The sequence below is a fragment of the Streptococcus sp. 1559 genome (assembly GCF_013276735.1).
In the GTDB taxonomy this organism is placed as follows: Bacteria; Bacillota; Bacilli; order Lactobacillales; family Streptococcaceae; genus Streptococcus; species Streptococcus pseudopneumoniae.
On the sequence record NZ_VMLO01000069.1, the window covers coordinates 1 to 24823 of the forward strand.

21 protein-coding genes, 1 tRNA gene and 1 other RNA gene are annotated in these 24823 nt (G+C 39.9%); 6 read left to right on the forward strand and 17 right to left on the reverse strand.

Annotated elements, in window-relative coordinates:
• Positions 1-268: 268 nt before the first annotated feature.
• The 5 genes from HT688_RS08570 to HT688_RS08590 form a co-directional block, all read right to left on the reverse strand.
• Complete coding sequence (locus tag HT688_RS08570; protein WP_001108623.1) at positions 269-1435, reverse strand: ATP-grasp domain-containing protein; 1167 nt, start codon at positions 1433-1435, stop codon at positions 269-271.
• Between the two features lie 12 nt (positions 1436-1447).
• Positions 1448-2188: an esterase family protein gene (locus tag HT688_RS08575; protein ID WP_000546809.1), complete on the reverse strand. Its 741-nt coding sequence runs from the start codon at positions 2186-2188 to the stop codon at positions 1448-1450.
• Between the two features lie 20 nt (positions 2189-2208).
• A complete protein-coding gene (locus HT688_RS08580; RefSeq protein WP_001016822.1) occupies positions 2209-3033 on the reverse strand; it encodes an alpha/beta hydrolase in 825 nt (274 codons plus the stop codon).
• Positions 3034-3169: 136 nt separating this feature from the next.
• Complete coding sequence (gene thiI, locus HT688_RS08585) at positions 3170-4384, reverse strand: tRNA uracil 4-sulfurtransferase ThiI (protein WP_001200054.1); 1215 nt, start codon at positions 4382-4384, stop codon at positions 3170-3172.
• Positions 4385-4392: 8 nt separating this feature from the next.
• A complete protein-coding gene (locus HT688_RS08590) occupies positions 4393-5535 on the reverse strand; it encodes a cysteine desulfurase family protein (RefSeq protein WP_000638947.1) in 1143 nt (380 codons plus the stop codon).
• Positions 5536-5674: 139 nt separating this feature from the next.
• On the opposite strand from HT688_RS08590, the gene HT688_RS08595 reads away from it, so the two are divergent.
• Positions 5675-6106, forward strand: a complete 432-nt coding sequence (locus tag HT688_RS08595; protein ID WP_000073923.1) for a DUF6556 family protein — start codon at positions 5675-5677, stop codon at positions 6104-6106.
• A 164-nt stretch (positions 6107-6270) separates the two neighbouring features.
• On the opposite strand, the gene HT688_RS08600 is transcribed toward HT688_RS08595, so the two are convergent.
• The 5 genes from HT688_RS08600 to HT688_RS08620 form a co-directional block, all read right to left on the reverse strand.
• Positions 6271-8574, reverse strand: a complete 2304-nt coding sequence (locus HT688_RS08600; RefSeq protein ID WP_345789457.1) for a DNA translocase FtsK — start codon at positions 8572-8574, stop codon at positions 6271-6273.
• A 138-nt stretch (positions 8575-8712) separates the two neighbouring features.
• Positions 8713-9492, reverse strand: coding sequence for a hypothetical protein (locus HT688_RS08605; protein WP_001021165.1), 780 nt, complete (start codon positions 9490-9492; stop codon positions 8713-8715).
• A gap of 131 nt (positions 9493-9623) precedes the next feature.
• Entirely contained in the window at positions 9624-11576 is a 1953-nt protein-coding gene (locus HT688_RS08610) for a fructose-specific PTS transporter subunit EIIC (RefSeq protein ID WP_050222951.1), read from the reverse strand.
• A complete protein-coding gene (pfkB, locus tag HT688_RS08615; RefSeq protein ID WP_050222950.1) occupies positions 11573-12484 on the reverse strand; it encodes a 1-phosphofructokinase in 912 nt (303 codons plus the stop codon). The genes HT688_RS08610 and pfkB overlap by 4 nt, the downstream gene beginning before the upstream one ends.
• Complete coding sequence (locus HT688_RS08620; protein WP_000920642.1) at positions 12481-13221, reverse strand: DeoR/GlpR family DNA-binding transcription regulator; 741 nt, start codon at positions 13219-13221, stop codon at positions 12481-12483. The genes pfkB and HT688_RS08620 overlap by 4 nt, the downstream gene beginning before the upstream one ends.
• A gap of 161 nt (positions 13222-13382) precedes the next feature.
• Here HT688_RS08620 and HT688_RS08625 point away from each other — a divergent pair.
• From HT688_RS08625 to HT688_RS08640, 4 genes are all read left to right on the forward strand, one after another.
• A tRNA-Ser gene (locus HT688_RS08625) sits at positions 13383-13470 on the forward strand.
• 355 nt (positions 13471-13825) lie between these two features.
• Positions 13826-14290, forward strand: coding sequence for a TM2 domain-containing protein (locus tag HT688_RS08630; protein WP_023936165.1), 465 nt, complete (start codon positions 13826-13828; stop codon positions 14288-14290).
• Positions 14291-14344: 54 nt separating this feature from the next.
• Positions 14345-14815, forward strand: coding sequence for a DUF6978 family protein (locus tag HT688_RS08635; protein ID WP_050222949.1), 471 nt, complete (start codon positions 14345-14347; stop codon positions 14813-14815).
• A gap of 26 nt (positions 14816-14841) precedes the next feature.
• A complete protein-coding gene (locus HT688_RS08640) occupies positions 14842-15618 on the forward strand; it encodes a DUF1828 domain-containing protein (RefSeq protein ID WP_050222948.1) in 777 nt (258 codons plus the stop codon).
• A 247-nt stretch (positions 15619-15865) separates the two neighbouring features.
• Here the strand turns inward: HT688_RS08640 and ssrA are convergent.
• Both ssrA and cozE read right to left on the reverse strand, forming a co-directional pair.
• Positions 15866-16213, reverse strand: a transfer-messenger RNA (tmRNA) gene (gene ssrA, locus HT688_RS08645).
• A 645-nt stretch (positions 16214-16858) separates the two neighbouring features.
• Positions 16859-17968: a cell elongation protein CozE gene (cozE, locus tag HT688_RS08650; RefSeq protein WP_172923700.1), complete on the reverse strand. Its 1110-nt coding sequence runs from the start codon at positions 17966-17968 to the stop codon at positions 16859-16861.
• Between the two features lie 102 nt (positions 17969-18070).
• On the opposite strand from cozE, the gene pbp3 reads away from it, so the two are divergent.
• Entirely contained in the window at positions 18071-19312 is a 1242-nt protein-coding gene (pbp3, locus tag HT688_RS08655) for a D-alanyl-D-alanine carboxypeptidase PBP3 (RefSeq protein WP_050222947.1), read from the forward strand.
• A 226-nt stretch (positions 19313-19538) separates the two neighbouring features.
• Here pbp3 and sufB read toward each other — a convergent pair whose 3' ends face one another.
• From sufB to sufC, 5 genes are read right to left on the reverse strand one after another with little or no spacing between them, the layout of a single operon-like run.
• On the reverse strand, positions 19539-20951 hold the full coding sequence (gene sufB / locus HT688_RS08660; RefSeq protein ID WP_050222946.1) for a Fe-S cluster assembly protein SufB: 1413 nt from the start codon (positions 20949-20951) through the stop codon (positions 19539-19541).
• 57 nt (positions 20952-21008) lie between these two features.
• Positions 21009-21449 (reverse strand): Fe-S cluster assembly sulfur transfer protein SufU, encoded by a 441-nt coding sequence (gene sufU / locus HT688_RS08665; protein ID WP_172923701.1) that lies wholly within the window; start codon positions 21447-21449, stop codon positions 21009-21011.
• Positions 21436-22662 (reverse strand): cysteine desulfurase, encoded by a 1227-nt coding sequence (locus HT688_RS08670; RefSeq protein WP_050222944.1) that lies wholly within the window; start codon positions 22660-22662, stop codon positions 21436-21438. The genes sufU and HT688_RS08670 overlap by 14 nt, the downstream gene beginning before the upstream one ends.
• A gap of 10 nt (positions 22663-22672) precedes the next feature.
• On the reverse strand, positions 22673-23935 hold the full coding sequence (gene sufD / locus HT688_RS08675; protein WP_101514360.1) for a Fe-S cluster assembly protein SufD: 1263 nt from the start codon (positions 23933-23935) through the stop codon (positions 22673-22675).
• A 27-nt stretch (positions 23936-23962) separates the two neighbouring features.
• Positions 23963-24733: a Fe-S cluster assembly ATPase SufC gene (gene sufC / locus HT688_RS08680; RefSeq protein WP_000114489.1), complete on the reverse strand. Its 771-nt coding sequence runs from the start codon at positions 24731-24733 to the stop codon at positions 23963-23965.
• Positions 24734-24823 lie beyond the last annotated feature (90 nt).

Genomic DNA, 24823 nt, shown 5'->3' on the forward strand with positions numbered 1-24823 from the left:
ATTTTCATTGAGTATTAATAGACTTGTTTGGTATCTTGAAAACTATATCATATAGGTGTCGTCATGAATCCTTTTAGCTGATTTAAGGATACAAAAACATAATACTATGACTCAATTGAAATATTAAAATTCAATTTCTGACCACCTAATCCTGCTTCAAATAGTTATCGAACAAGTTTTATGATAGCTACCTTGTTAGGATGCTCTTATTTTTTATCAGACAAAACAAAAGGATTAAGGGAGTGAATTTCCTTAATCCGATAGTCTCTTAAGCCTGACGCTGACCAAAGTCCTTAATCATCTGCTCCATTTCTTGTCGGCTAGGAGTTGTCAACATATACAGGTAATCTCCTTGAAGTTCCGCAAAGGCCGCTGGCATGATTTTTTTAACCTTGAACTGCTGACTGTATTTGGCAAGCAAGTCCTCCTCAGAATAAACATAGTGAGCATTTGCACGGCGAGAAGTAGCCAAACAATACTGCGGTTCAAATTCTGACGCTGGGAACTCTTCTCCTGCTACAATCGCCGCATAGCCTCGGTAGAGGTCCAAGGAATGAGCAAAGTTATAAACATCAATAGTGAAACCACCTGCAGGGCGGTTATTGTACTCAATGGCGATGTAATCATCCCCTTCACGGAAGAACTCAATATGGAAGAACCGTTCTTTCATGCCAAATTCCTTGACAATTGCCTCACCATATTTACGTAATTTAGGATCCATATCCTTGAGAACGTAATAAGAATTGTCCATCTTGTAAATCATGAGATCAAGCGGTGTATAGGCGTAATCAAAGGTTGTTGAGAAGACAATTTTACCATCCTTGTCCACAAGACCATCAAAGGTACAAATTTCGCTAGAGGTGACAAATTTCTCAAAGAAATAAACAGTTGAATGATCCCACTCAGACTTGAAGTGATTGATATCGTCTTCTGTCTCAAGCTTAAAGGTGGCGGCCGCTCCCACTCCATTGTCAGGTTTGGCAATCATTGGAAGACCAATTTCTTTCACAGCTTGATCCACATCTGCTTCCGTCTTGATAACTGCTCCAGGGACCACTGGGACACCTGCTTTTTTGAAAAGCTTCTTCATTTCAGACTTAAATTTCGTCTTTTTAATATCCTCTGGTTTGGCACCAAAAACATTAAATTGCTCTCTGAGTGCTGCGTCCAGCTCAAGCCAGTATTCATTATGAGACTCGATGCGATCAAGCGGGCCATGTTTATAAAAGAGAAAAGCAACTGCTCGTTTGACTTCGTCTATGTTCTCAAGATTGTCAACACGGAAATATTCGGTCAGGCTATTGCGTAAAGGCTCATCCAATTGCTCGTATGGTTCTTGGCCAATTCCCAAGACAGTGATGCCTTTATTAGCTAGTTCAATGGTAAACTGTTGAAAGTTTTGTGGATAATAGGGAGAAATAACAAGGTAATTCATAGGTAACTCCTTTTATAAATAGAGATGACCGAGGAAATAAGGCATTTGTTTGCGCCACCATTCCCAGTCGTGGGCGACATCGTGTCCCCATTCAGCAAACCAGGCTGGAATTTGTTTCTGGTCAAAGGCTTCTTTGAGCTTGTAAAAGGATGGCAAGCCATCTTGTTCCCAGGCACCAAGACCCGTACACAACACAATCTCTGCCTGACGATAACGGTCAATAAACCAGCCGTCGTTCTGGTTCCAGATATAATCTACTGGCGAGTTTTGGTAAATAGCATCATCGTTGTAGTAATCGCCGACAAAGAAACGTGCATCGTAAACACCACTGAGAGCAATCACTTTGGTAAAGACATCTGGATGCTGGAGGAAGAAATTGAGTGCATGATAGGCTCCCATAGAGCAACCTGTCGTCATCATGCCATCAAACCAACCTGTCTTATGCTTGATAAAAGGAATGGCCTCCTCAATCACATAACGTTCGTAGGCACGGTGCATTTCCGCTTGGTCGTGACCATTTTTCCAAGTAGCCAACCAGCTCTCACTGTCCACACTGGATAGGGTAAAGAACTGGACACGGCCTTCCTCGATAAAGGAAGCACAGGCGTCAATCATGCCAAAATCATAGTATTCATTGTGACTGCCACCTGATGAAGCAAAGACCACAACTGGAATTCCAGCATATCCATAACGATTGAGGTACATTTCACGGTTAAGGTGACCACTCCAGTGGCTAAGGTTTTCAATATGCATTGGCTTTCTCCTTTTCTAACTTACCATTTCTCTGCAAAAAATCTCAGAGAGTCTGGTAAATTCTCCGACCAAGGGATTTCACTATGGATGGCACCAGACTGAACTTTTAAGACCAGATTATCTAAGTGTACCCCACCTGCTATCAAATCATGGTAATAGCGAAGCGACGAGTCGATATAGGCTTGTTTGATATTACCAGCCATCAGGGTCTTGTCTGTATCATCTGCTTCTTCCGTTCCCACATAGATGAAGATGCGCTGGTCAGGCGATAGTTTCTGGCGCTCGATATAGCGGTTAAAGGCTTCTTGGTGGAGCCAGTTTGCAGATGAAAAGACGCCCAGGCAACCAATTTGGTCTTGGTATTCCAAACCGATAAACTGGGTAATATTCCCTCCTAGTGAGGATCCAATCATGGCTGTATGCTGGCAGTCTGCTTTTGTACGATAAGTTTCATCGATAAAAGGCTTGACCACCTCCATGACAAACTCGGCATACTCCACACCCTTACCGCCAAACTGCTGCCCTGGGATAGGAGATTCTTGGAACTTCCAAGCTGCATACTCATTCATCCGCCCCATGCCATCATTGTCAATAGCAACTACAATCATGCGACTGATATCGGGATTTCGTTTGATGGCTGGGATAATCTTCCATGAGTGTCCAATGAAAGACTCTTTGCTATAAAAAACATTTTGCCCGTCATGAAAGTAAACAACAGGATAGGAACGGTCTGTATCTTTCTCATAATCTTTAGGTAGAAGAACACGCACACGGCGCTCCTTGCCTGTATAAGGAACCTTGAGTTTGTGTTCTTTCATTTTTAAATAAAAGTAGGAATGATTCATTGTCAGAAAACTCTCTATATTCAAAATTTTATTTTATTATATCACAATTATAGAAAAAAAGTTAATTTTGCTTCCATTTTTGGAATTAAAAACTAACTTTTTCATTTAATTTTCTAAATTCTTTTGGATTTTCTGATTAGAGCAGATTGTCAATCAAGTCATCAACTTCATCTTTTTCAGCTTGAGGTGTAATCTCAGTAATCATGATTCCAGCAACTGCTCGCTCAACCAAATCTTCAACATCCATACGTGCTTCATACTGCTCTGCATTCTTAATCTTAGGATTTGTTTTTGGACGATCTGGTGCAAAAATGGTACAACAGTCTTCAAAAGGCTGGATTGAAATGTCAAAGGTATCAATTTCTTGTGCAATATCGATGATTTCCAACTTGTCCATGGTAACCACAGGACGAATGATGGGAGTGTTGGTCACAGCGTTAATAGCCTGCATGCTTTCGAGGGTTTGACTGGCTACTTGACCTAGACTTTCCCCATTGATGATAACCAAACCATTTCGTACCTCACGAATACGATCGGTAATCCGCATCATAAAGCGACGAGTTAGAGTCATCAAGTAAGCTTCTGGCGCTTTAGCCTTGATTTCCTCTTGAATCTCTGTAAAAGGAACTTCGATAAACTGGATATTGCCCCCAAACTTAGTCAATTTACGAGTCAAATCTTGGGCTTTTTTAAGGGCTCCAGGACTGGTGTAAGGTGGGCTGGCAAAGTGAACTGCCTCAATATCTACCCCACGCTTAAGCGCTAGATAACCAGCTACAGGTGAATCAATCCCTCCCGACAACATAAGCATCCCTTTACCTGAAGTTCCAACTGGCAAACCACCAGCCCCACGAATGGTTTCATAAGAAAGGTAGGCTGCCTCTTCTCGAATCTCCACTTGGAGATTGATATCAGGACTTTTCATTTGAGCTTGTACGTTTGGAATTGCTTCGAAAACAGCTCCTCCAAGCGTTTGATTGAGTTCACGACTGTCAAGTTCAAAGTTGTGGTCGCTACGCTTGCTAGAGATTTTAAAGGTCATGCCTTCCTTGTAGATGTCCTGCATAATCTCTTGGACAGAAGACTTCAAAACTTCTACAGATTTTTCAACCTTATATACTGGAGAAAAATTTTGAATCCCGAAGACTTGCTTGAGTGATTCTGCTACTGCTGTGTAATCAGCTCCATTGAGGTAAGCATGGGCACGGTCACGATCTGCCCTTACCTTAACTTGGGGATAGATAGACAAAACGTCTGAAATATTATTGCGAAGTTTATTGATGAAACGCATACGGTTTTTGCCTTTGGTTGACAGCTCACCGTAGCGAATCATAATTTCTGAATACTGCATAAATGCTCCTATCTTACTTTTCTAGTTTGGTTGTAAATTAATTTTAGCTTGGTCAAAAACTGATCGACCTGACTCATATCATTTTCAAGGTCTAGGCTAAGACGCACAGCTGACTGGGCCTTATCTTTATCTACTCCTATGGCAATCAGAGTTCCTGCAGGTTTCCCAGCCTTGGACGAACAAGCAGAGGTCGTTGAGATAAAAATATCATAGTCTTCAAAAGCGTGAACGATGACTTCACCACGAACACCCTTGATTCCAAAAGTCAGGATATGAGGGGCAAAGTCTTCCTCATCTGAAAAGACAAAAATATCTGGATAGTCCAGAAGGGCTTGACGAATCACTGCCTTCATCTGCCCAGTCTTGCTCCTAAAGGTATCTAGCTTTTCCATAGATAAACGGAGAGCCTTGGCTGTCGCTGCAATCCCTGCCACATTTTCAGTTGTCGAACGGTAATCACGCTCCTGACCTCCACCAGTCAACAGTGGCGTAATTTTCTTACCAGACTTGATATAGACAAAACCAACACCACGAACTCCGTGGAACTTGTGACCAGAGAAAGTCGCGAAATCCACTCGTTCTGTCAGATATTTTTCAGTTGTAATCTTAGCAAGTGCCTGAACCGCATCAACGTGGAAAGTAATAGTTGGCTTGTCTGCCAATAGTTTTGAAATAGCCTCAATAGGTTGGATAGAGCCTATTTCATTGTTCACAGCCATGATGGAAACGAGGATTGTATCAGGTCGTATCAAAACTGCTAGGGCCTCGACGTCCACAAATCCTTTCTCATCAACTGGAGCAAAATCCACTTCAAATCCTTGACTTTTCAGCCAGAGAGCCGATTCCTTAACTGCCGGATGTTCAATGGCTGATACGATGATGTGCTTGCCAAACTGGGCTTTTTCAAATGCTACTCCCTTGATGACCCAGTTATCTCCTTCTGTCCCACCAGATGTAAAGAAGATTTCATCACTTTTCTTACCGATTAAATCTGCAATCTGTTGGCGAGAAGCATCTAAGATTCGTGTTGCCTGGTCTCCCAAACGATGGAGACTAGATGGATTTCCTAAAATTTTTGAAGTCACCTGCATATAGGTTTCAAGGGCTTCAGGATAAGGCTTGGTCGTCGCCGAATTATCAAAGTAAATCATGTTTTCTCACGCTTTCTAAAATCACTCCTTCTATTGTATCATGAAACGGAGCCTGCGACAAGAAAGGGCAATTCCTCTTTTTTTAAGATTTTTTTTAAAGAAATGCGGTATAATAAATTTTAATCAAAGGAGAGAATGTATGTCTAACTATCGTAGAACTTCAAAACCAAAAACAGAACATATCAAAAAAGGCTTTACTGTTTTTCAAAAAACCATTACTACTATCGCTAGTATCCTCGGCTTGATTACTGCGACTATCACGATTATGAATGCCTTGGATAATAATAAAAATACCAAAAAAGAACCGACGACAACACCGACGACAACCATTGTCAAAGAAATTCAAAAGGAATCCCCTCAGGAAAATACTAGTCCCAATAAGGAAAATAATACTAGTCAAGAAAAAAAACAACAAGAGGAAACGCCAAAATCTAGCGGCAAGGAAGAGAAAAAAGAAGAGCAGAAAACAGCAACTCAGGATTCTTCTACTCCTGCTCCTACTCCAAGTAAACCTGCCGCTGATAATGAAAAACAGTCCAATACTCCAACTTCAGAAAATAATACTCAATGAAAATCAAAGAACAAACTAGGAAGCTAGCCGTAAGCTGCTCAAAACACTGTNNCATATATACGGTAAGGCGAAGCTGACGTGGTTTGAAGAGATTTTCGAAGAGTATAAAAGTAATCAATAGCCAATAAAATAGCTCCTTCCAAATTTGGAAAGAAGCTATTTTTTTATTGTTGTAAAACTTTTCTTGGCTTGGTACCTTCAGCTGGACCAATGACACCTGCCATCTCAAGCTCTTCCATGAGACGGGTCGCACGGTTAAATCCAACTGATAAACGACGCTGAATCATAGATGCACTGGCTTTCTGGGTCTCAATGACTAGAGCTTTAGCTTCTTCAAAGAGCGGATCACCACCAGATTCACCATCTGAAAATTCTCCGTCATTTTCAGAAACTTCTCCCGGATCAAAACTCTCATCGTAGTCCGCATCTGCCTGAGCCTTGATGAAGTTCACAATGCGCTCAACATCGTCATCCGAGATAAAGGAGCCTTGGAGACGAACTGGATGATTTTCATCAATCGGTTTAAAGAGCATGTCTCCTCGACCAAGAAGTTTTTCTGCTCCATTTTCATCCAAAATCGTACGGGAGTCTGTTCCTGATGAAACCGCAAATGCTACACGAGATGGGACATTAGCCTTGATCAGACCAGAGATGACATCAACGGATGGACGCTGGGTTGCAAGAATCATGTGGATACCTGCAGCCCGCGCCTTCTGTCCTAGACGGATGATAGCATCTTCCACTTCCTTGCTTGCTACCATCATGAGGTCAGCCAACTCATCCACAATCACAACAATAAGTGGTAGTGGAATCTGCTTGTACTCAGACTGAGCATTAAACTCTTCTACCTTGGCATTAAAGCCTGCAATATTACGAACTCCCACCTTGGCAAAGAGTTCATAACGGTTTTCCATCTCATCCACAACCTTTTGCAGAGCCTTGCTGGCCTTACGTGGATTGGTCACTACTGGAATCAAGAGGTGGGGAATGTCATTGTAAACAGACAACTCAACCATCTTGGGATCCACCATCATAAATTTAACTTGATCGGGTCTCGCCTTCATGAGGATGCTGGCGATAATGCCGTTAACAGCTACTGACTTCCCAGAACCAGTTGAACCTGCGACGAGCAAGTGGGGCATTTTAGAAAGGTCAAATGCTCTTGCGGTGCCATTAACAGCCTTACCTAAAGGAATTTCCAAGAGATTTTCTGCTTTCGTTTGAGATTGTTCCCATAGTTCGCGGAAAGAAACTGTCGCAATCTCAGAGTTGGGTACTTCGATACCGACTAGGGATTTCCCAGGGATAGGTGCTTCAATTCGGACATCCTTGGCCGCCAAGGCTAGAGCGAGGTCATCTGCAAGATTGGAAATGCGGTTGACCCGTACACCCACTGCAGGCTTGACTTCATACTTGGTCACTGATGGCCCAATTTCGGCCCGTTCAACTGTTACCTTAATACCAAAGCTAGCAAAGGTTTCCTCTAAGATTTTGATGTTTTCTCGGACGATTTTCTTTTCTTTAGACTGGTCTTTGGGTTTATCTGGTGCAAAGAGTTGTAAACTTGGAAGTTTGTATTCAAGGGCTTCTTTGGCTGAAAAATCAACCTGAACATCTTCGTCATCAGAGCCATCTTCCTGCTCAGGGAATTCAAGTTCAGCTTGAGGCAGGATGATTTCTGGTTCCACCCACTCTTCTTCTGGAACAGGAGGAACGTCAAGCACAACATCTGCTGTCAGAATTTCACCCGTTTCCATATCAACAGGAGGCAAATCGAGTAAGGCTTTTTCGGTCTCTTCTTGTTCTAATCTAGCCTCTTTCTCATCCTTTTGGCGAGCTTTTTCTTCTTGTTTGACAAAGCGTTCCTCTTTTCGACGCTCATGCCCTTCCCACCATTTGGCAAATCCTCGACTGAAAAATTCAGCAATATCATAAACAGACCAAGGACTGACTAGGAGGGCACCCACTAAAATCAAGATAGAACCAATAAAGTAAGTGCCGATATTTGAAAAGAGAAAGGCGATTGGCATATAAAGAGCGACCCCAATCAAGCCCCCTCCAGCAAAACTGGTCGTTCGAAAACCAGTCAAATCCGTCACAACCTGAGCCATGGTTCCTTTTAGAACGGACTTATCCAAACCATATTTCCAAACCAAGTAGGCCTCAAAAATCAAGAGCAAGCCAGCAAATATGGTGAAAAATCCTGATAAGAGTCCTTCCTGTTTTCGTATCCACTTGAAAAAGAAGAGATAGATCAATAGGGCAAATATTGCCAGATAAGCTAGACTACCCACCAACAAGCGAATTAAATTGTAAAGAGTGATACCTGCAGCTCCTAATTTAAAAGCTGCGAAAATCAATAAAATCGCGATTCCCAACGAAATCAACATCCGTTGAATCGCTTCTTTTCTCTCGAGTTCTGCTTTAGACGGTCTCCGTCTTGTTTTACTTGTATTCTTGTTTGCCATTTTTCTATTATACCATATTTCACAGGCATTTCGGAAAGAGAAAAAGACTGCACCAAACGGTCCAATCTTCTTTATCATGATTATATTCAAAGTAATTGTTATTATATTTAAATAAGCAAAGTCTCAAAGTTTAGATTTTTAAGATTTCACTTCGAAATTTGTATTTTTTATTTCTTGTTTTCTATCTATTTCCCTATCCGCAACTTCCCAAACACAATCGAAATGTTTTTCCATCATAGAAATGAAATCTATTTCATCATTATTAGTTTTAAAAAAGTCATCTTTTTTAGTAGTTTTACGTTCACCTATCAACACAAAATTGGTCTCCCAATTATATGGAGGCAGAGTAACTCTTAAAAAAGCCTTTGTCATCTTCATATTTTTCTTTTTTTTATAAACCAACATAAACGGCAAACGATATTGTGTTGAATAATAGCGAATTTCCATTTGTCCACTTTCTACATATTTACTATATTTTTTAGTCACATCTTCAATTTCGATACTAATATTTGTGTCAGACTTTCGCAACCCTTCTTTATCCTCAAGTTTCTCTAAATCTGATAAAAAATTGGTATAGATCTGAGAACACAAAAAACGAATTTTCATTCCATTATTCATAGCATTCTCTAATACAGTTCTATTTTCCGAAAAAAAATCAATACCTGATATAAAAAGTAAATCCAATCTTTTAGTATTTTTACATAACTTTTTAATCTCTCTAGTCGAATGCTTTTTCTTTGCCACTACACCTTTAAATCCATACGATTTCATTTCTTCTGCAATACGAAAATCTCTTGTAATTTTTTTCGTCACTAAGTAACCAAAACCACCGATTATTCCAGAAGCTAATAGAGCTGATAAAATTGATTCTACTATCTTCTTCCAATCCAAATCCAGAATAAATTCAATTATATTCATTTAAAATACTCTCATTATGTTTTTTCATTTCTATGAGTTTTATTTTAGAATATCATTCAAAAACTTGTTTGTCAAATTCTTTAAAAAAGACTGCACCAAACGGTCCAATCTTTTTATTTTCTATCTAATTTTTATGCTTGTGGTTTGCGTAGGTAACCATAAACCACACCACTTACGATTGCTCCTACCAAGACAGCAACGAGGTAAAGGAGGGCATTTGAAGTAAGGGCAATAACGAAGATTCCTCCGTGTGGCGCCATGAGTTTGATACCAGTAAGACCAACGAGACCTCCTGCTACTGCTGAACCAAGAATGAAACTTGGAATCGCACGAGCTGGGTCAGCTGCACCAAACGGAATCGCTCCCTCAGTGATAAATGACAAGCCCATGATGATATTCGTCAAACCAGAGTTGCGTTCTTCCTTGGTAAATTTATCTTTGAAAAGAAGCGTTGCGACAAAGATTGCAAGTGGTGGCACCATTCCTCCAGCCATAACTGCTGCCATGGCTACAGAACCACCTGAAGAAACAGTCGCTGCAAGCGTACCTGTACCAAAGACATAAGCCGCTTTGTTAACTGGTCCACCCATGTCAACAGCCATCATTCCACCAAGGACGATACCAAGAAGGACAGCTGAACCGCCTCCAAGACCGCCTAGGAAGTCATTCATAGCAGTGTTGATTGCCGCCATCGGGATATTCACAGCTAGCATGACAAATCCAGTCAAGATCGTTCCAAGAAGTGGCAAGAGAAGGATTGATTTAGCACCTTCAAGTGAACGAGGAACTTTAACGTATTTCTTGATAGCAAGAACCAATGCACCTGCGATAAATCCTCCCACAAGGGCACCTAGGAAACCAGATGATACACCTGCAAGAGTTGAAGTTGCTTCACCACCTGCGGCATAAGGGATCTTACCAAAGGCAAACCCTTCTTTGGCAATAGCACCAGCCACGAAACCAGCTACCAAACCTGGTTTTTCAGCAATAGAATAGGCAACATAACCTGCAAAGACTGGAAGCATCAAACCAAAGGCAGCTCCACCAATTTTCATGAACATAGAAGCTAGTTCATGGTAGGAACCAAGATTACCAAGGTTTTCATTTGGAACGCCCAAAGCACCGTCAATCAAGAAGGCAAGGGCAATCATGATACCACCACCAATAACGAATGGCAACATTTGAGATACACCACTCATCAAGTGTTTGTAGAAGGCACCACCAAGGCTTTGTTTTTCGTTAGAGGCTGTTGCGGCTTTGGCACCATTAGCGGCACGGTAGATTTCAGCATCCCCAGAAAGAGCCAAGTTAATCAGCTCTTCTGTTTTACGGATACCGTCAGCAACTGGACGATTGATCAATGGTTTGCCATCGAAACGATCCATTTCAACTGCCTTGTCTGCTGCGATGATAACAGCTTTAGCCTTACGGATGTCCTCTGATGTTAGTTGGTTCCCAACACCGCTGGCACCGTTGGTTTCGACCTTGATACCAACCCCCATTTCAGCAGCCACTTTTTGAAGGGCTTCTTGGGCCATGTAAGTGTGGGCAATACCTGTCGTACAAGCTGTAACAGCCACGATAAAGTCACCAGAGTTATTGGCAGGTGCTTGAACAAGTTCCTCAGTTTTTTCTGAAGCTTGGTCAAAAAGTTCGATAACTTGGTCTGCAGATGTTGCTTGACGAAGTTTGTCTGCAAAACCGTCTTTCATCAAGTATTGAGACAATTCTGCCAAGGCTGCCAAGTGAGTATCATTGGCACCTTCTGGAGCTGCAATCATGAAGAAGAGGTCAGTTGCTTGTCCATCCAAGCTCTCGTAGTCAACACCCTTATTTGACTTAGCAAATAGAACTGTCGCTTCTTTGACAGCAGCGTTTTTGCTGTGAGGCATTGCGATACCGTCACCCAAACCAGTAGAAGTCAAGGCTTCACGCGCCAAAATGCCTTCTTTAAAAGTTTCAAAATCTGTTACATAACCGTGGTCTGTCAAATTTTTAATCATCTCGTCGATGACAGCTGTTTTTTCAGTTGCCTGCAAATCCAGCAACATGACATCTTTTCTCAATAAGTCTTGAATTTTCATCGTTTTTCTACCTCAACTTTTTCATATGTTCCTTTAATAAATTCCGCCGTTGCCAAATCATCTGAGAAGGTGGTTGCCGTTCCGCAAGCCACTCCCCATTTGAAGGCTTCTACTGCGTCTTTGGATTTGACAAATTCACCTGTGAATCCGGCAACCATTGAATCACCAGCTCCGACTGAATTTTTCACTGTTCCCTTGATTGGTTTAGCAAAGTAAGCTCCCCCAGATGTGACAAGAAGGGCACCATCACCAGCCATAGAGATAATAACATTTTGAGCACCTTTAGCCAGCAATTCTCGAGCGTATTTCTCAATTTGATCCAAACTTTCGAGTTTAACCCCAAAAATCGTTCCAAGTTCATGATTGTTTGGTTTGACCAAAAGCGGCTGGTAGTCCAAACTATCAATCAAGGTCTGTCCTTCAAAGTCACAAACCACTTGCGCACCCGTCTGACGCGTCAAGGCAATCAAATCCTTATAGATAACATTGCCTAGATTTTTAGCACTTGAACCTGCAAAGACAACTGTATCTTCTGCTGTCAGACTCGATAAAATAGCTTTCAACTCTTCTAGCTGGGCTGGTTCAACAGTTGGACCCCTTCCGTTGATTTCTGTTTCTTGGTCTGCTTTAATCTTGACATTGATACGAGTATCTTCTGCCACTTGGACAAAACGTGTCTCGATTTCTTCATCAACCAAAGTATCTGTGATAAATTTACCAGTAAAACCTCCGATAAATCCCGTCGCTGTATTTGGTATATCCAAACGTTTCAAGACACGACTGACATTGATTCCTTTCCCACCAGCAAACTTATCATCACTGTCCATACGATTGACACTACCGACTTGGACTTGGTCCAAACGGACAATATAGTCAATGGATGGATTGAGTGTGACTGTATAAATCATACTTCTATTACCTCCGTTTTCTCCTTAATAGCCTGCAAGAGCTCATGCCCTTGACTTGTGATAACGATAGCGCGTTTGAGTGGTGCTACCTTGGCAAAGCAAGTTTGTCCAATTTTTGACGAATCCACCAAGACGTAGGTCTGCTTGGCATTCTCCAAAATAGCTCTTTTCACAGCTCCCTCCTCCATATCAGGAGTCGTATAATAGCCATCGTCAACACCATTCATTCCGATAAAGGCACGGTCAAAGTGCAATTGGTTAATCTGGTTAAGAGCAACGCCCCCGATACTAGCATCTGTCGCCGTCTTGACGTTTCCTCCAACCATGACAGTTGGAATCTGCTTTTCAACCAACTGAGCGGCATGGTGAATGGAGTTGGTCACAACTGTAACATTCTTATTGACCAATTCATGAATCAAAAAAGCAGTTGTTGTTCCAGCATCGATAAAGATGACATCTTTTTCTTTAATGAGAGAGGCTGCCTTCTGAGCCAGCAACTTCTTTTCTTGAAGGTTTTTGACAGATTTTTCTTGAATGGTTTCTTCTTCTTGCAAGGAATGGGGCAATTCTGCTCCACCATGCACGCGACGAAGCTTGTTTTCCGCTTCCAACTCATCCAAGTCTCTTCGAACCGTTGATTCTGACGTTTCTAGCAAACTAACTAATTTTTCAAGAGAAACTACATGATGTTGATTTAACTCCTCTAAAATCAGTTGCTTACGCTCTGTTTTTAACACTGAATCACCTCCTGTTATCGTTTACACCATTCATTCTATCATACTTTTTTTCAAAGTCAAGCATTTTTTATCATTTTCCTTCAAATTCTGTCATTTTTCTTATTTACAGAATTTTTATTGCAAGATAAGGACCTTTATGGTAGACTATTTAAGTAAGTATTGGAAGATTACTCAAGAGGCTTAAGAGGCCGTGTTGGAAACGCGGTAGGCGTGTAATAGCGTGCGTGGGTTCGAATCCCATGTCTTCCGTGGAAAAACAGATCTAATACATGATACCCTAAAACTTTGTATTTCTATCTTAGTTTTTGGGTATTTTGTAATTTCTTTACAATCTCCACATCGTTTCAATATACAAGTTCTAGAGAGAGTATGAATTCTTTCCACTCCCTTCTTATCTCATACTATTTTACAAACAGTAAAAGACAAAATCTCAAATACTTCAAGTTTAATTAATCCAGTTTCTTAAACTCTTACTTTTTAACTAAACCATAAAAGATTTTCTTTTCGTTCTTTTTTTGATATACTTTACTTATAAAAACAGATAAATTAAATATCAAAACTTATTATGAAATTCTATAGAGTGTAAAATGAAGGGAAGAACAAAATGTCAAAAGTTGTTAAAGTTACAGGAGCAGAGGTTGTAATCTCACATAATGAAGAGTACTTAAAAATAAATCCATCTGAATTAAATTTTGTTCCAAAATTAGGTGACGAAGTTGAAATTCATAAAGTAGATGGTGAGATTATTATCATGAAAGTTGAAGATAAAAAAGACGACAAAATTAATATTAACATTGTCAATGAAAACAACGCTGTGCAAAATCAGTCACAAGTTGTTCACACTCAAGAAATCGCTACGGGTGTACATTATGTTAATAAGTGGGTTTATGTTATTCTTGCTTTATTCTTAGGCGGATTGGGTATACATCATTTTTACGCAGGATATAACGGAAAAGGTTTCCTTTTTCTGATTTTATCTTTAACAGGAATACCTGCTATTATTGCACTTTTCCAAGGCATCATAGCTCTCTTTAAGAAACCAGATGCATACGGAAGGATCGCTGTCTGATCTACATTTCAGATTTCCACTCTCTAGAATGTAGATAAAGTAGAAAGGAAAGATATGAAAGAGTTACTTCTGACAGATAGTGAAGCTAAAGCTCTCATAAAAATAATTAAAGCAATTGCTAATAAACACAATCGAACTCTTACGAATCGCAGTTCAGGTACTATTGACCTTGTTTGCAAGCATGATACTAGATTTATTTTGAACTACTTCTACAGCACTACAAGCAAAGTTTTTCATCTAAGGGAAACTCAACACAACTATACTCTCTTACGAATCAATCTAAATAATAAATTCCATAAGAACGCAAACGGCGAGAAAGTTTGGGGCAATCGAGTTAACATCTTCTCTGAAGAAGAGTATTATCAAAAAGGGGATGAAACAACTCATTACAAAGCCTATCCACTACCTTATGAAGATATTCTTAACACTGATGACTTCCTGAATATGCTTGATAATTTGCTTGACTATACCAATGTGAACAATCCTGAAAATATAGCAATTAATATACAAGAGGATTTGTTATAATCACCCTATAAAGAAAGGAGAATATCATGAATGCTACTGATATCAAAAATACCTATCTAAATTACATAAAAGAAAACGCTGTTTTTAACGATGTGACTGATACTCATACTGAAGTGATTACTCCTTTTATAGACCCATTAGGTGAAGCTATTGGTTTCTCAATAAAAAGCAATGGAAAACATTTGACAGTTACAGATGATGGTTATACTATCTGGAATTTATCCATTAATAATATTGATGTTACAAAAAAAGGGCGACGTCAAGACATCTTTAACTCACTTCTCCACTTTAATGGATTTGATTTACACGATGGAGCAATCGAACGAACGACTGGTAAAGAACATCTAGGACAAGTCATACATGATATGACACAATTGCTGATGAATGTTTATGACTTTATTCAGCTAACACCTAACAATATTAAATCTCAATTTTTAGACGATGTTAAATCTTACTTCATGAAAAATGAGCATTACACAGTCTTTCCAGCTTTCTCAATTGCAGGTAAATCTCGTTTAGAACACCGCTTTAATTTTGTGTTTATGAGTAAAGGTATTTCAAAAATAGCCAGAGTTCACAATAACATAACCAAACAACAAGTTGATACTATCTTAGCTAGTTGGTTAGATACATCTGAATACCGTAGAAAAGAATATGGAGATACAGAACAGTTGTATATCATTGTAAGCGATGAAGGGTATAATAATATCAAAGATGACCATCAAATCGCTCTACAAGAGTATGGTATTAACATTTTGAACTTCTCAGATAAAGAACAATTAGAGGTCCAATTAGGGAAGTAACTACAAAAAATCCTATATTTACTAAAGCATGCAGAGGAATACTCGAATCGGAGAACGCTTTACGAAGTACATAGATTTCTAGGATGCAACAAATGTTGTATCCTTTTTTTGTATCCCTTTTTTAAAAATAGGGTCTGTTTTAGGCTCTGTTTGTGACTCCTTTTTTAGCAAAAGAATGCAAAGGAATACCAAAGACAAAAACAAAAAACGTTGATTTAACAACGTTTTACCAAGGAATGCAAAGGAATAATGGAGCCGGTGGGAGTCGAACCCACGTCCAAACACCTGCCAACATATTTGTCTACAACCATAGGTTATGTATTAGTTTAACAGCCCCTCGACACATAACTCAAGCCTAGAAACTGCGAGTCTATCAATCTCTTATCAAGCCGCTAGACAAGACTCAATCGTATCTCGCTAATAATAAGACCTGTCATTGAACACGAGCAATCCAAATCGGGTCACGCCTGCTGGTTTTTAGGCAGCTAGAGCGTAAGAAGTGTTATTTTTTGCAGTTATATTTAACTGAGCGTTTACGTCGCCACACGAGTCGCAAAATATGCCTCATAATGCCTGTCGAATCCGTAACGACCCCAAAAGACAATAAAACTATTATACCTTATCTAACACAAAAATGCAAAAAGAAATCACATACCTAAAAAAGATACTATTCGAGAAATTTAGCAAACTGGGATACTAACTACAACTTTCTCAGTGCATAACTTTACGATTATGAATAGAACTTACGAAATCCAATTAACACATACCTAAGATGAAGCTATCTGTTTTGAAGAAATTCACGAAGAGAATTATTCTAAAATACTTTCAGATGAGAATTTTCCTACTCTCTTTGTTTCAATTCATTTGAGTTTAAAAACAATAAAATCAATCCTTATATTATTCGGACTACTTTTCACTTATTGCACCAAAATATAGTAAAATGAAATAAGAATAGGACGAATAGATCAGGACAGTCAAACCGATTTCTAACAATGTTTTAGAATTAGAGGTGTACTATTCTAGTTTCAATCTACTATAAATAGGTTTCATTCGAACTTTAATAGACTATGAAAACCAGTGGAACTTACCCTGACACGGAATTCCACTGGTTTTTTCGATTTTTATCAGATTAACTTCTACTATTCTTAGCTGTGAAAATTAGTTTAGGACTTTAACTTATTTTCAATCTTCTAATCTAAAGGTCACTTCCAGTAAATAAAAATCAGGGTTCTCCTGACTTTTACTTAGCTAATTCTCTTTCTCGTTCTTTCATGATTTTATGATTTTCATACAAACGGGATAAGAACTTAGAAATTTCTTTTAAGATAGAATAGGTTGGCACTGCGACAATCATTCCAACTACACCATAGATATTGCTTGACAACAAAAGTAAAACCAAAATCGTGATTGGATGAACCTTCATAACACTTCCTACGATTCTAGGATATAATATATTGCCATCTACCTGCTGAACAACAAGCATATAAATCACTGCAATCAGCATTCTATGGGGATCAGTGAATATATTTGCGATGATCATAGGAATCAAACCAATACTTGGCCCCACATAAGGAATTAAATTGGCTACACCAGAAAAAATAGCAAAAACTAAAGCATATTTTAAACCAATAATACTATAGCCAATATAAGCTAAACAACCTATAATGATTGCGTCAATCGAAACTCCACTAATATAGCGAGCAATCGTCGCATTTAAATTCTTTAATAAGCCTGCAATATGCAAGCGATCCCTCTTTAGAACCGTTCTTTCAAGCATGGGCAAGAATTTATGTCCATCTAGTAAGAAATAAACCAAAAAAACTGGAGTCATAATCAAAATCAAAACAGTACTGATAAGAGCTGACAAGACGCTCCCCACACTATTTGATACGCTATTTAGGATCTTTTGAAGAATATCAACATAGGATAAGTTTAACTGCTGAATTGTAGCTTCTACATCCAAATTCTGGAGCGCAGGATAATTAGATAAGTCTATGATTAAGTCTTGTACTCGACTATAAATAGTTTGACTAGATATAATCAAGCTAGATAACTGATTAATCAAAATAGGTAAGAGATAGACAACACCTATGACCATTCCCCAGACCAAAGCACACAAGGTAATTAAAATACCAAGTAAACAATTGAGTTTACAGACTTTATTTAAGAAAGTAACAATAGGGTTTGTCAAATAATAAAGAAAGCCCCCTAATAAAAATGGAATCATAATTGTATTAAGCACGCTAACAAAAGGGTTAATCAAAGACCCCATCTGTCTCCATAGGTAAAAGATGATGGTTAAGAGTAAAATTTCTGTGGTCCAAAAAAATAATTTATTTCTACGAAACATGAGTTACCTCCCTCACTCTATTTTACCATATTTTCAAAAAGCTTAACGGATGAATTATTAAAGCAAGAATATTTTTTTTCTTTATGATAGAATAAGACTACTATGAAAAAAATATTGTTAACTTTATTAACTGTCTCCTTTTTAGGAGGTGCTTCTACTGTTGCTGCTCAAGATTTTAATATTGCTGCAAAACATGCCATTGCTGTTGAGGCAAATACTGGTAAAATTCTCTATGAGAAGGATGCAACGCAACCTGTCGAAATTGCTTCCATAACAAAATTGATTACTGTTTATCTGGTCTATGAAGCTTTGGAAAAGGGAAGTATTACCCTCTCCACTCCTGTAGATATTTCTGATTATCCTTATCAATTGACGACAAATTCTGAAGCCAGTAATGTTCCTATGGAGGCCCGTAATTATACTGTCGAAGAGTTGCTTGAAGCAACTCTGGTATCTAGTGCCAACAGCGCCGCTATTGCCCTAGCTGAGAAAATTGCTGGCTCTGAAAAAAACTTCGTTGATATGATGCGAGCAAAACTCTTGGAATGGGGAATCAAAGATGCCACTGTTGTCAATACAACTGGTCTGAACAACGAGACTCTAGGAGATAATATTTACCCGGGCTCAAAAAAAGATGATGAAAACAAGCTCAGTGCTTATGATGTCGCTATCGTTGCCCGCAACCTCATCAAAAAATACCCACAAGTTTTGGAAATCACCAAAAAACCTTCTTCTACTTTTGATGGGATAACAATCACTTCAACCAACTACATGTTAGAAGGTATGCCTGCTTACCGTGGTGGTTTTGATGGACTGAAAACAGGAACAACAGATAAGGCTGGAGAGTCTTTTGTTGGTACTACTGTCGAAAAAGGCATGAGAGTCATCACAGTTGTTTTAAATGCAGACCATCAAGACAATAATCCTTACGCTCGGTTTACAGCTACATCTTCACTAATGGATTATATTTCTTCTACATTTACACTTCGCAAAATCGTTCAGCAAGGCGATGCCTATCAAGATAGCAAAACCCCTGTACAAGATGGAAAAGAAGATACGGTCACTGCAGTGGCCCCAGAGGATATCTATCTAATTGAACGTGTTGGGAATCAATCTTCCCAATCTGTTCAATTCACACCTGATTCCAAAGCAATCCCAGCACCACTTGAAGCTGGAACAGTGGTTGGCCATTTGACTTACGAAGACAAGGACTTGATTGGTCAAGGTTACATCACCACAGAGCGCCCTAGTTTCGAAATGGTTGCAGACAAGAAAATGGAAAAAGCCTTCTTCTTAAAAGTTTGGTGGAATCAGTTTGTCCGCTTTGTTAACGAGAAATTATAAAAAAATCGCGATTTAAACCGCGATTTTTTTTATTACAAATTCATCTTCAAAGTTCTTGATTTTGAGTAGATCTAATGCTCAATGAAAATCAAAGAGTAAACTAGGAAGCTAGCCGTAGGTTACTCAAAGCACCGCTTTGAGGTTGTAGATAAAGCTGACGTGGTTTACACTTTGATTTTCGAATAGTATCAAAGTCCTTGATTTTGAGTATATCTAAAATCAAATTTTACCCAACTGACCCTTCCATCTCATAGCTAATCAAGCGGTTCAGCTCAACAGCATACTCCATTGGAAGCTCTTTTGTGAAGGGCTCCACAAATCCCATAACAATCATTTCTGTCGCTTCTGATTCTGACAATCCACGACTCATGAGGTAATAGAGTTGTTCTTCTGAAATCTTAGAAACCTTAGCTTCGTGTTCCAAAGCAACTTGCGAATTGTGGATTTCATTAAATGGAATAGTATCTGATGCCGACAAGTCATCCATGATAATGGTATCACATTCAATGTGAGAAACAGATTTCTTAGAGTTCTTGTTAAAGGTTACTTGACCACGGTAGTCAACCTTTCCTCCGCCTTTAGCGATGGATTTAGACACGATAGACGAACTGGTATGTGGAGCATTGTGAATCATCTTGGCACCAGTGTCCTGGTGTTGCCCTGCATTAGCAAAGGCAATAGAAAGCATAGTACCACGCGCCCCTTCTCCATCTAGGCAAACAGATGGGTATTTCATGGTTGTTTTGGCACCCAAGTTTCCATCAATCCACTCAACAGTCGCATCTTTCAAGGCTTTAGCACGTTTCGTTACCAAGTTATAAACGTTATCAGACCAGTTTTGGATGGTTGTATAACGCATATAAGCTCCATCCAAGGCAAAGATTTCGACAATGGCAGCGTGCAAGCTGTTGCTTGAATAAGTCGGTGCTGTACATCCTTCTACGTAATGGACACTTGCTCCTTCATCAACGATAATCAAGGTACGTTCAAACTGACCTGTATTTTCGTTGTTGATACGGAAGTAAGTTTGAAGAGGAATATCTACCTTGACCCCTTTTGGTACGTAGATAAAGGTTCCACCTGACCATACTGCTGAGTTGAGGGCTGCCAACTTGTTATCTGTTGGCGGTACCAACTTCGCAAAGTATTGTTTAAACAAGTCTGGGTATTCCTTGAGGGCAGAATCCGTATCTGTAAAGATAATCCCCAATTTCTGGAACTCTTCCTTCATGTTGTGGTAAACCACTTCTGACTCATACTGGGCAGAGGCACCAGCTAGATAAGCACGCTCAGCTTCTGGTATACCAATACGTTCAAAGGTTTCTTTAATCTTTTCAGGAACGTCATCCCATGAACGAGCTGGTTTATCAGATGGTTTTTGGTAGTAGATCAAGTCATCAAAGTCAATCTCTGACAAGTCTGCTCCCCAAGTTTGCATGGGCATTTTTTTAAAGGTTTCGTAAGACTTCAAACGGAACTCTAACATCCACTCAGGTTCTCCCTTGGCAGCTGATAGTTCACGAATGACATCTTCATTCAATCCTTTTCCTGTCGATAGGACAGGCTCTACATCATCATGGAAACCAAATTTATATTCACCAAGGTCAATTGGTTTTGGTTCTACTCTTTCTTCAGCCATAATATCCTTTCTTTCATTCTTCATTTCTACTGATTCATAAGACAAAAGAAACTTGTCTTATTGTTTTTCTTGATTTTCAATTGTTTTCTTAAGGGCAGTCCAAGCCAAGGTCGCACACTTAATCCGTTGTGGAAATTTTGCAACACCTGACAAGAAGGCTGCATCACCTAGTTGGTCTTGGCGGTCATCTTTTTGTCCTTGAACCATTTCAGAAAAAATTGTCGCAAGTTCTAAAATTTCTTGTTTGGTTTTTCCTAAAACTGCGTCCGTCATCATGCTTGCAGAGGCAGTCGAGATGGTACAACCTGAGTTTAGAAAAGCGATATCCTCCAAGCGGTCATCTGCATCAAACTTGACGGAGAGATTGATGACATCCCCACAGGTAGGATTGTTGAGACTGATTTGTTCAGCGTCTTCTAACTTCCCTTGGTGATGTGGATTTTTCGAATGGTCCGCTATCACTGCCATATAAAGGCTATCTAGTTTAGAAAGTGCCATTGAAAAACTCCTTTGTCTTTTGTAAGGCATCGACTAGCTTGTCGCAATCTGCCTTGGTATTGTAGATATAAAAACTTGCACGAGCTGTTGCTGGAACATCCAAATACTGGAGCAAGGGTTGCGCACAGTGGTGACCCGCACGAACTGCCACACCTTCATAATCCAAAGCCGTTGCAAGGTCGTGAGGATGAAGGTCGCCTAGGTTAAAAGCAATGACACCTGAACGTTGAGCCAAGTCCTGTGAACCATAAATGGTCAGTCCTTCAATCGCCTGTAATTTTGGATAGACATATGCAATCAGTTCCTGTTCATGGGCTTCGATGGCATCCATACCAATCTTTTCCAGATAATCCACTGCTGCTGCCAGTCCGATAGCACCTGCCATGTTAGGAGTTCCAGCCTCGAATTTCCAAGGCAATTCCTTCCAACTAGCCGATTGTTCGTAGACGAAATCAATCATCTCGCCGCCAAATTCTATTGGAGACATTTGCTCCAGATACTTTTCTTTGCCGTAAAGGACACCTATCCCAGTCGGACCAGCCATCTTGTGACCTGAAAAGGCAAAGAAGTCCACATCCAAGTCCTGAACATCAATCTTCATATGAGGCGTAGATTGAGCACCATCCACCACCATGATGGCTCCAACTTGGTGGGCTATTTGAGTGATTTCCTTGATAGGATTAACCACTCCAAGAACATTTGAGGCATGAGCTAGGGAGACAAATTTCACCTTATCAGTCAATTTAACTCGCAAGTCATCCATATCCAAGGCACCGTCCCTGAGATAAACATAGACAAGCTCTGCCCCAGTCTTACGGCAGGCTTCCTGCCATGGAATGATATTGGAATGGTGTTCCATGACAGAAATCAAAACTTGATCTCCCTCAGTCAGAATCTCCTCAGCAAAGCGAGCTACCCAGTTAAGACTGGTTGTCGTTCCTCTGGTAAAGAGAACTTCCTTTGTAGAGTCTGCATTGATAAACTTACGAATGGTTTCACGAGCCGCCTCATAAGAAGCTGTCGCCCTTTCTGCCAAGGTATGAACACCACGGTGAACATTGGCATTGTCCTTCTCATAGTAGCGGTTAATCGTTTCAAGAACAGCTAGTGGTTTTTGTGTCGTTGCAGCATTGTCTAAATAGACCAATGGCTCATCGTTGACAATCTGGTCTAAAATTGGAAAATCCTTGCGAATCGCTTCTACATCTAACATAGGCTACCCCTTAGCGTTTTGACAATTTTTCTTCGATAGTCGCAATCATTTCATCACGAACTTCCTTGACTGGAATCTCAACGATAACGGAGCCAAGGAAACCACGGACAACCAAACGTTCTGCAGTTGCCTTATCCAAGCCACGGCTCATGAGGTAGTACATATCTTCTGGATCCACCTGACCGATAGAAGCCGCGTGTCCTGCAGTAACATCATTTTCGTCAATCAAAAGAATTGGGTTAGCATCTGAACGCGCTTGGTCTGAAAGCATGAGAACACGACTTTCTTGTTGCGCATCTGCTCCCTTAGCACCCTTGATGATGTGACCGATACCATTGAAAGTCAAAGTTGCTTTTTCAAGAATAACCCCATGTTGAAGGATATTTCCAATTGAGTTGCAACCATAGTTGGTTACACGAGTATCAATCCCTTGTACCTGACGGCCACTTGAAAGAGCTACAACCTTGAGATCTGCATGGCTACCATTTCCAATCAAGTCGCTATCAAAGTCAGCAACAACATTCCCTTCGTTCATGACACCAATCGCCCAGTCAATACTTGCATCGTTGCCTAATTTACCACGACGGCTAATGTAAGCAGTGACGTTTTCACCTAGACGGTCAATCGCAGCAAACTTCACTTGAGCACCAGAACGTGCAATCACTTCGACAGTGATGTTTGCAGTTGCTTTTGTACTTCCTTCACCACGTGACTCTAAACGCTCCAGATAACTAATCTTAGAATTTTTACCAGCGATAATCATAATATGCTTGTTAAACGGTACATCGCTATCGCTGTCTTGGTAGAAAATACCTTCGATTGGTTCTTTAATCTCAACATTATCAGGAATATAGAGGACAGCACCACTATTGAAATAAGCTGTATGGTAGGCTGCCAACTTATCATCGTCATACTTGACAGATGACATGAATAATTCCTCAACAAGCTCTGGAATTTCTTCTAAAGCTGAATGGAAGTCTGTAAAGACGACACCCTGTTGAGCCAACTCAACTGGAATTTGCTCAAAAACAGTTTGCGTTCCTACTTGCACCAACTTCAAGTGGTTATCTAAAGTTGTGAAATCTGGAACATTTACTGATGGCTCGCTTTCTGTAATCGTTCCATCACCCAGATTCCAACGGTGGAATTTGACACGCTCAATAACTGGTAATTCCAAAGTCTCAATCTTGTCAAAAGCTTTTTGACGGAGGTCAGCCAACCAGCTTGGTTCAGCGTGCATTTCTGAAAAAAGTTTAATATTTTCTTTAGTCATTTACTTCTCCTAAAAGATACGAGGGAATTACAATTCTTCCTTGTAGTCGTAGCCAAGTTCTTCAGCTAGTTTTGCGTATCCTTCACGCTCCAAACGCGCAGCCAATTCTGGACCACCAGAAAGGACAACACGACCTTCCATCATGACGTGTACCACGTCTGGTGTGATGTAGTTCAAAAGACGTTGGTAGTGAGTGATAATCATAGCACCAAAGCCTTCACCACGCATAGCATTGACACCTTTTGATACGACTTTAAGAGCGTCAATATCAAGACCAGAGTCAATCTCATCCAAAAGGGCAAAAGTTGGTTCCAACATCAAAAGTTGAAGAATTTCATTTCGTTTTTTCTCACCACCAGAGAAACCTTCATTGAGATAACGTTCAGCCATTTCTTCTTTCATGTTGAGCAATTCCATTTTCTCGTCCAACTTAGTGATAAACTCACGAACTGAAATCTTTTCATCATCTTCTTTACCAGCATTCATAGCGGCACGAAGAAACTCAGCATTGGTAATTCCAGGAATTTCAGATGGGTATTGCATAGCAAGGAAAAGTCCCATACGCGCACGCTCATCCACTTCCAACTCAAGGATGTTTACGCCATCAAACAAAACTTCACCTTTGGTTACTTCATAGTTTGGATTTCCCATGATAGCGGCAGAAAGAGTCGATTTACCTGTACCATTTGGTCCCATGATAGCGGCAATTTCTCCTGTTTTCAGGGTCAGGTTCACCCCTTTTAAAATTTCTTTTCCTTCAATCTCAACGTGAAGATCTTTGATTTCTAATACTGACATGATAGTTCCTTTCTTTTTCAAGACCTTTACAGTGCTTACTAGAAACATACTAGTTGTCTCTAGAAAATACGGTAATACTCAATGAAAATC

Excerpts from the sequence above, each read along its gene's own strand:
- HT688_RS08570 (WP_001108623.1), bottom strand. The coding sequence starts at position 1,435 with ATGAATTACCTTGTTATTTCTCCCTATTATCCACAAAACTTTCAACAG.
- HT688_RS08595 (WP_000073923.1), top strand. The coding sequence starts at position 5,675 with ATGTCTAACTATCGTAGAACTTCAAAACCAAAAACAGAACATATCAAA.
- thiI (WP_001200054.1), bottom strand. The coding sequence starts at position 4,384 with ATGCAGTATTCAGAAATTATGATTCGCTACGGTGAGCTGTCAACCAAA.
- HT688_RS08590 (WP_000638947.1), bottom strand. The coding sequence starts at position 5,535 with ATGATTTACTTTGATAATTCGGCGACGACCAAGCCTTATCCTGAAGCC.
- sufD (WP_101514360.1), bottom strand. The coding sequence starts at position 23,935 with ATGACTAAAGAAAATATTAAACTTTTTTCAGAAATGCACGCTGAACCA.
- cozE (WP_172923700.1), bottom strand. The coding sequence starts at position 17,968 with ATGTTTCGTAGAAATAAATTATTTTTTTGGACCACAGAAATTTTACTC.
- HT688_RS08575 (WP_000546809.1), bottom strand. The coding sequence starts at position 2,188 with ATGCATATTGAAAACCTTAGCCACTGGAGTGGTCACCTTAACCGTGAA.
- HT688_RS08605 (WP_001021165.1), bottom strand. The coding sequence starts at position 9,492 with ATGAATATAATTGAATTTATTCTGGATTTGGATTGGAAGAAGATAGTA.
- HT688_RS08580 (WP_001016822.1), bottom strand. The coding sequence starts at position 3,033 with ATGAATCATTCCTACTTTTATTTAAAAATGAAAGAACACAAACTCAAG.
- HT688_RS08670 (WP_050222944.1), bottom strand. The coding sequence starts at position 22,662 with ATGTTAGATGTAGAAGCGATTCGCAAGGATTTTCCAATTTTAGACCAG.
- sufU (WP_172923701.1), bottom strand. The coding sequence starts at position 21,449 with ATGGCACTTTCTAAACTAGATAGCCTTTATATGGCAGTGATAGCGGAC.
- HT688_RS08610 (WP_050222951.1), bottom strand. The coding sequence starts at position 11,576 with ATGAAAATTCAAGACTTATTGAGAAAAGATGTCATGTTGCTGGATTTG.
- HT688_RS08640 (WP_050222948.1), top strand. The coding sequence starts at position 14,842 with ATGAATGCTACTGATATCAAAAATACCTATCTAAATTACATAAAAGAA.
- sufB (WP_050222946.1), bottom strand. The coding sequence starts at position 20,951 with ATGGCTGAAGAAAGAGTAGAACCAAAACCAATTGACCTTGGTGAATAT.
- HT688_RS08630 (WP_023936165.1), top strand. The coding sequence starts at position 13,826 with ATGTCAAAAGTTGTTAAAGTTACAGGAGCAGAGGTTGTAATCTCACAT.
- sufC (WP_000114489.1), bottom strand. The coding sequence starts at position 24,733 with ATGTCAGTATTAGAAATCAAAGATCTTCACGTTGAGATTGAAGGAAAA.
- HT688_RS08600 (WP_345789457.1), bottom strand. The coding sequence starts at position 8,574 with ATGGCAAACAAGAATACAAGTAAAACAAGACGGAGACCGTCTAAAGCA.
- pbp3 (WP_050222947.1), top strand. The coding sequence starts at position 18,071 with ATGAAAAAAATATTGTTAACTTTATTAACTGTCTCCTTTTTAGGAGGT.
- HT688_RS08635 (WP_050222949.1), top strand. The coding sequence starts at position 14,345 with ATGAAAGAGTTACTTCTGACAGATAGTGAAGCTAAAGCTCTCATAAAA.
- pfkB (WP_050222950.1), bottom strand. The coding sequence starts at position 12,484 with ATGATTTATACAGTCACACTCAATCCATCCATTGACTATATTGTCCGT.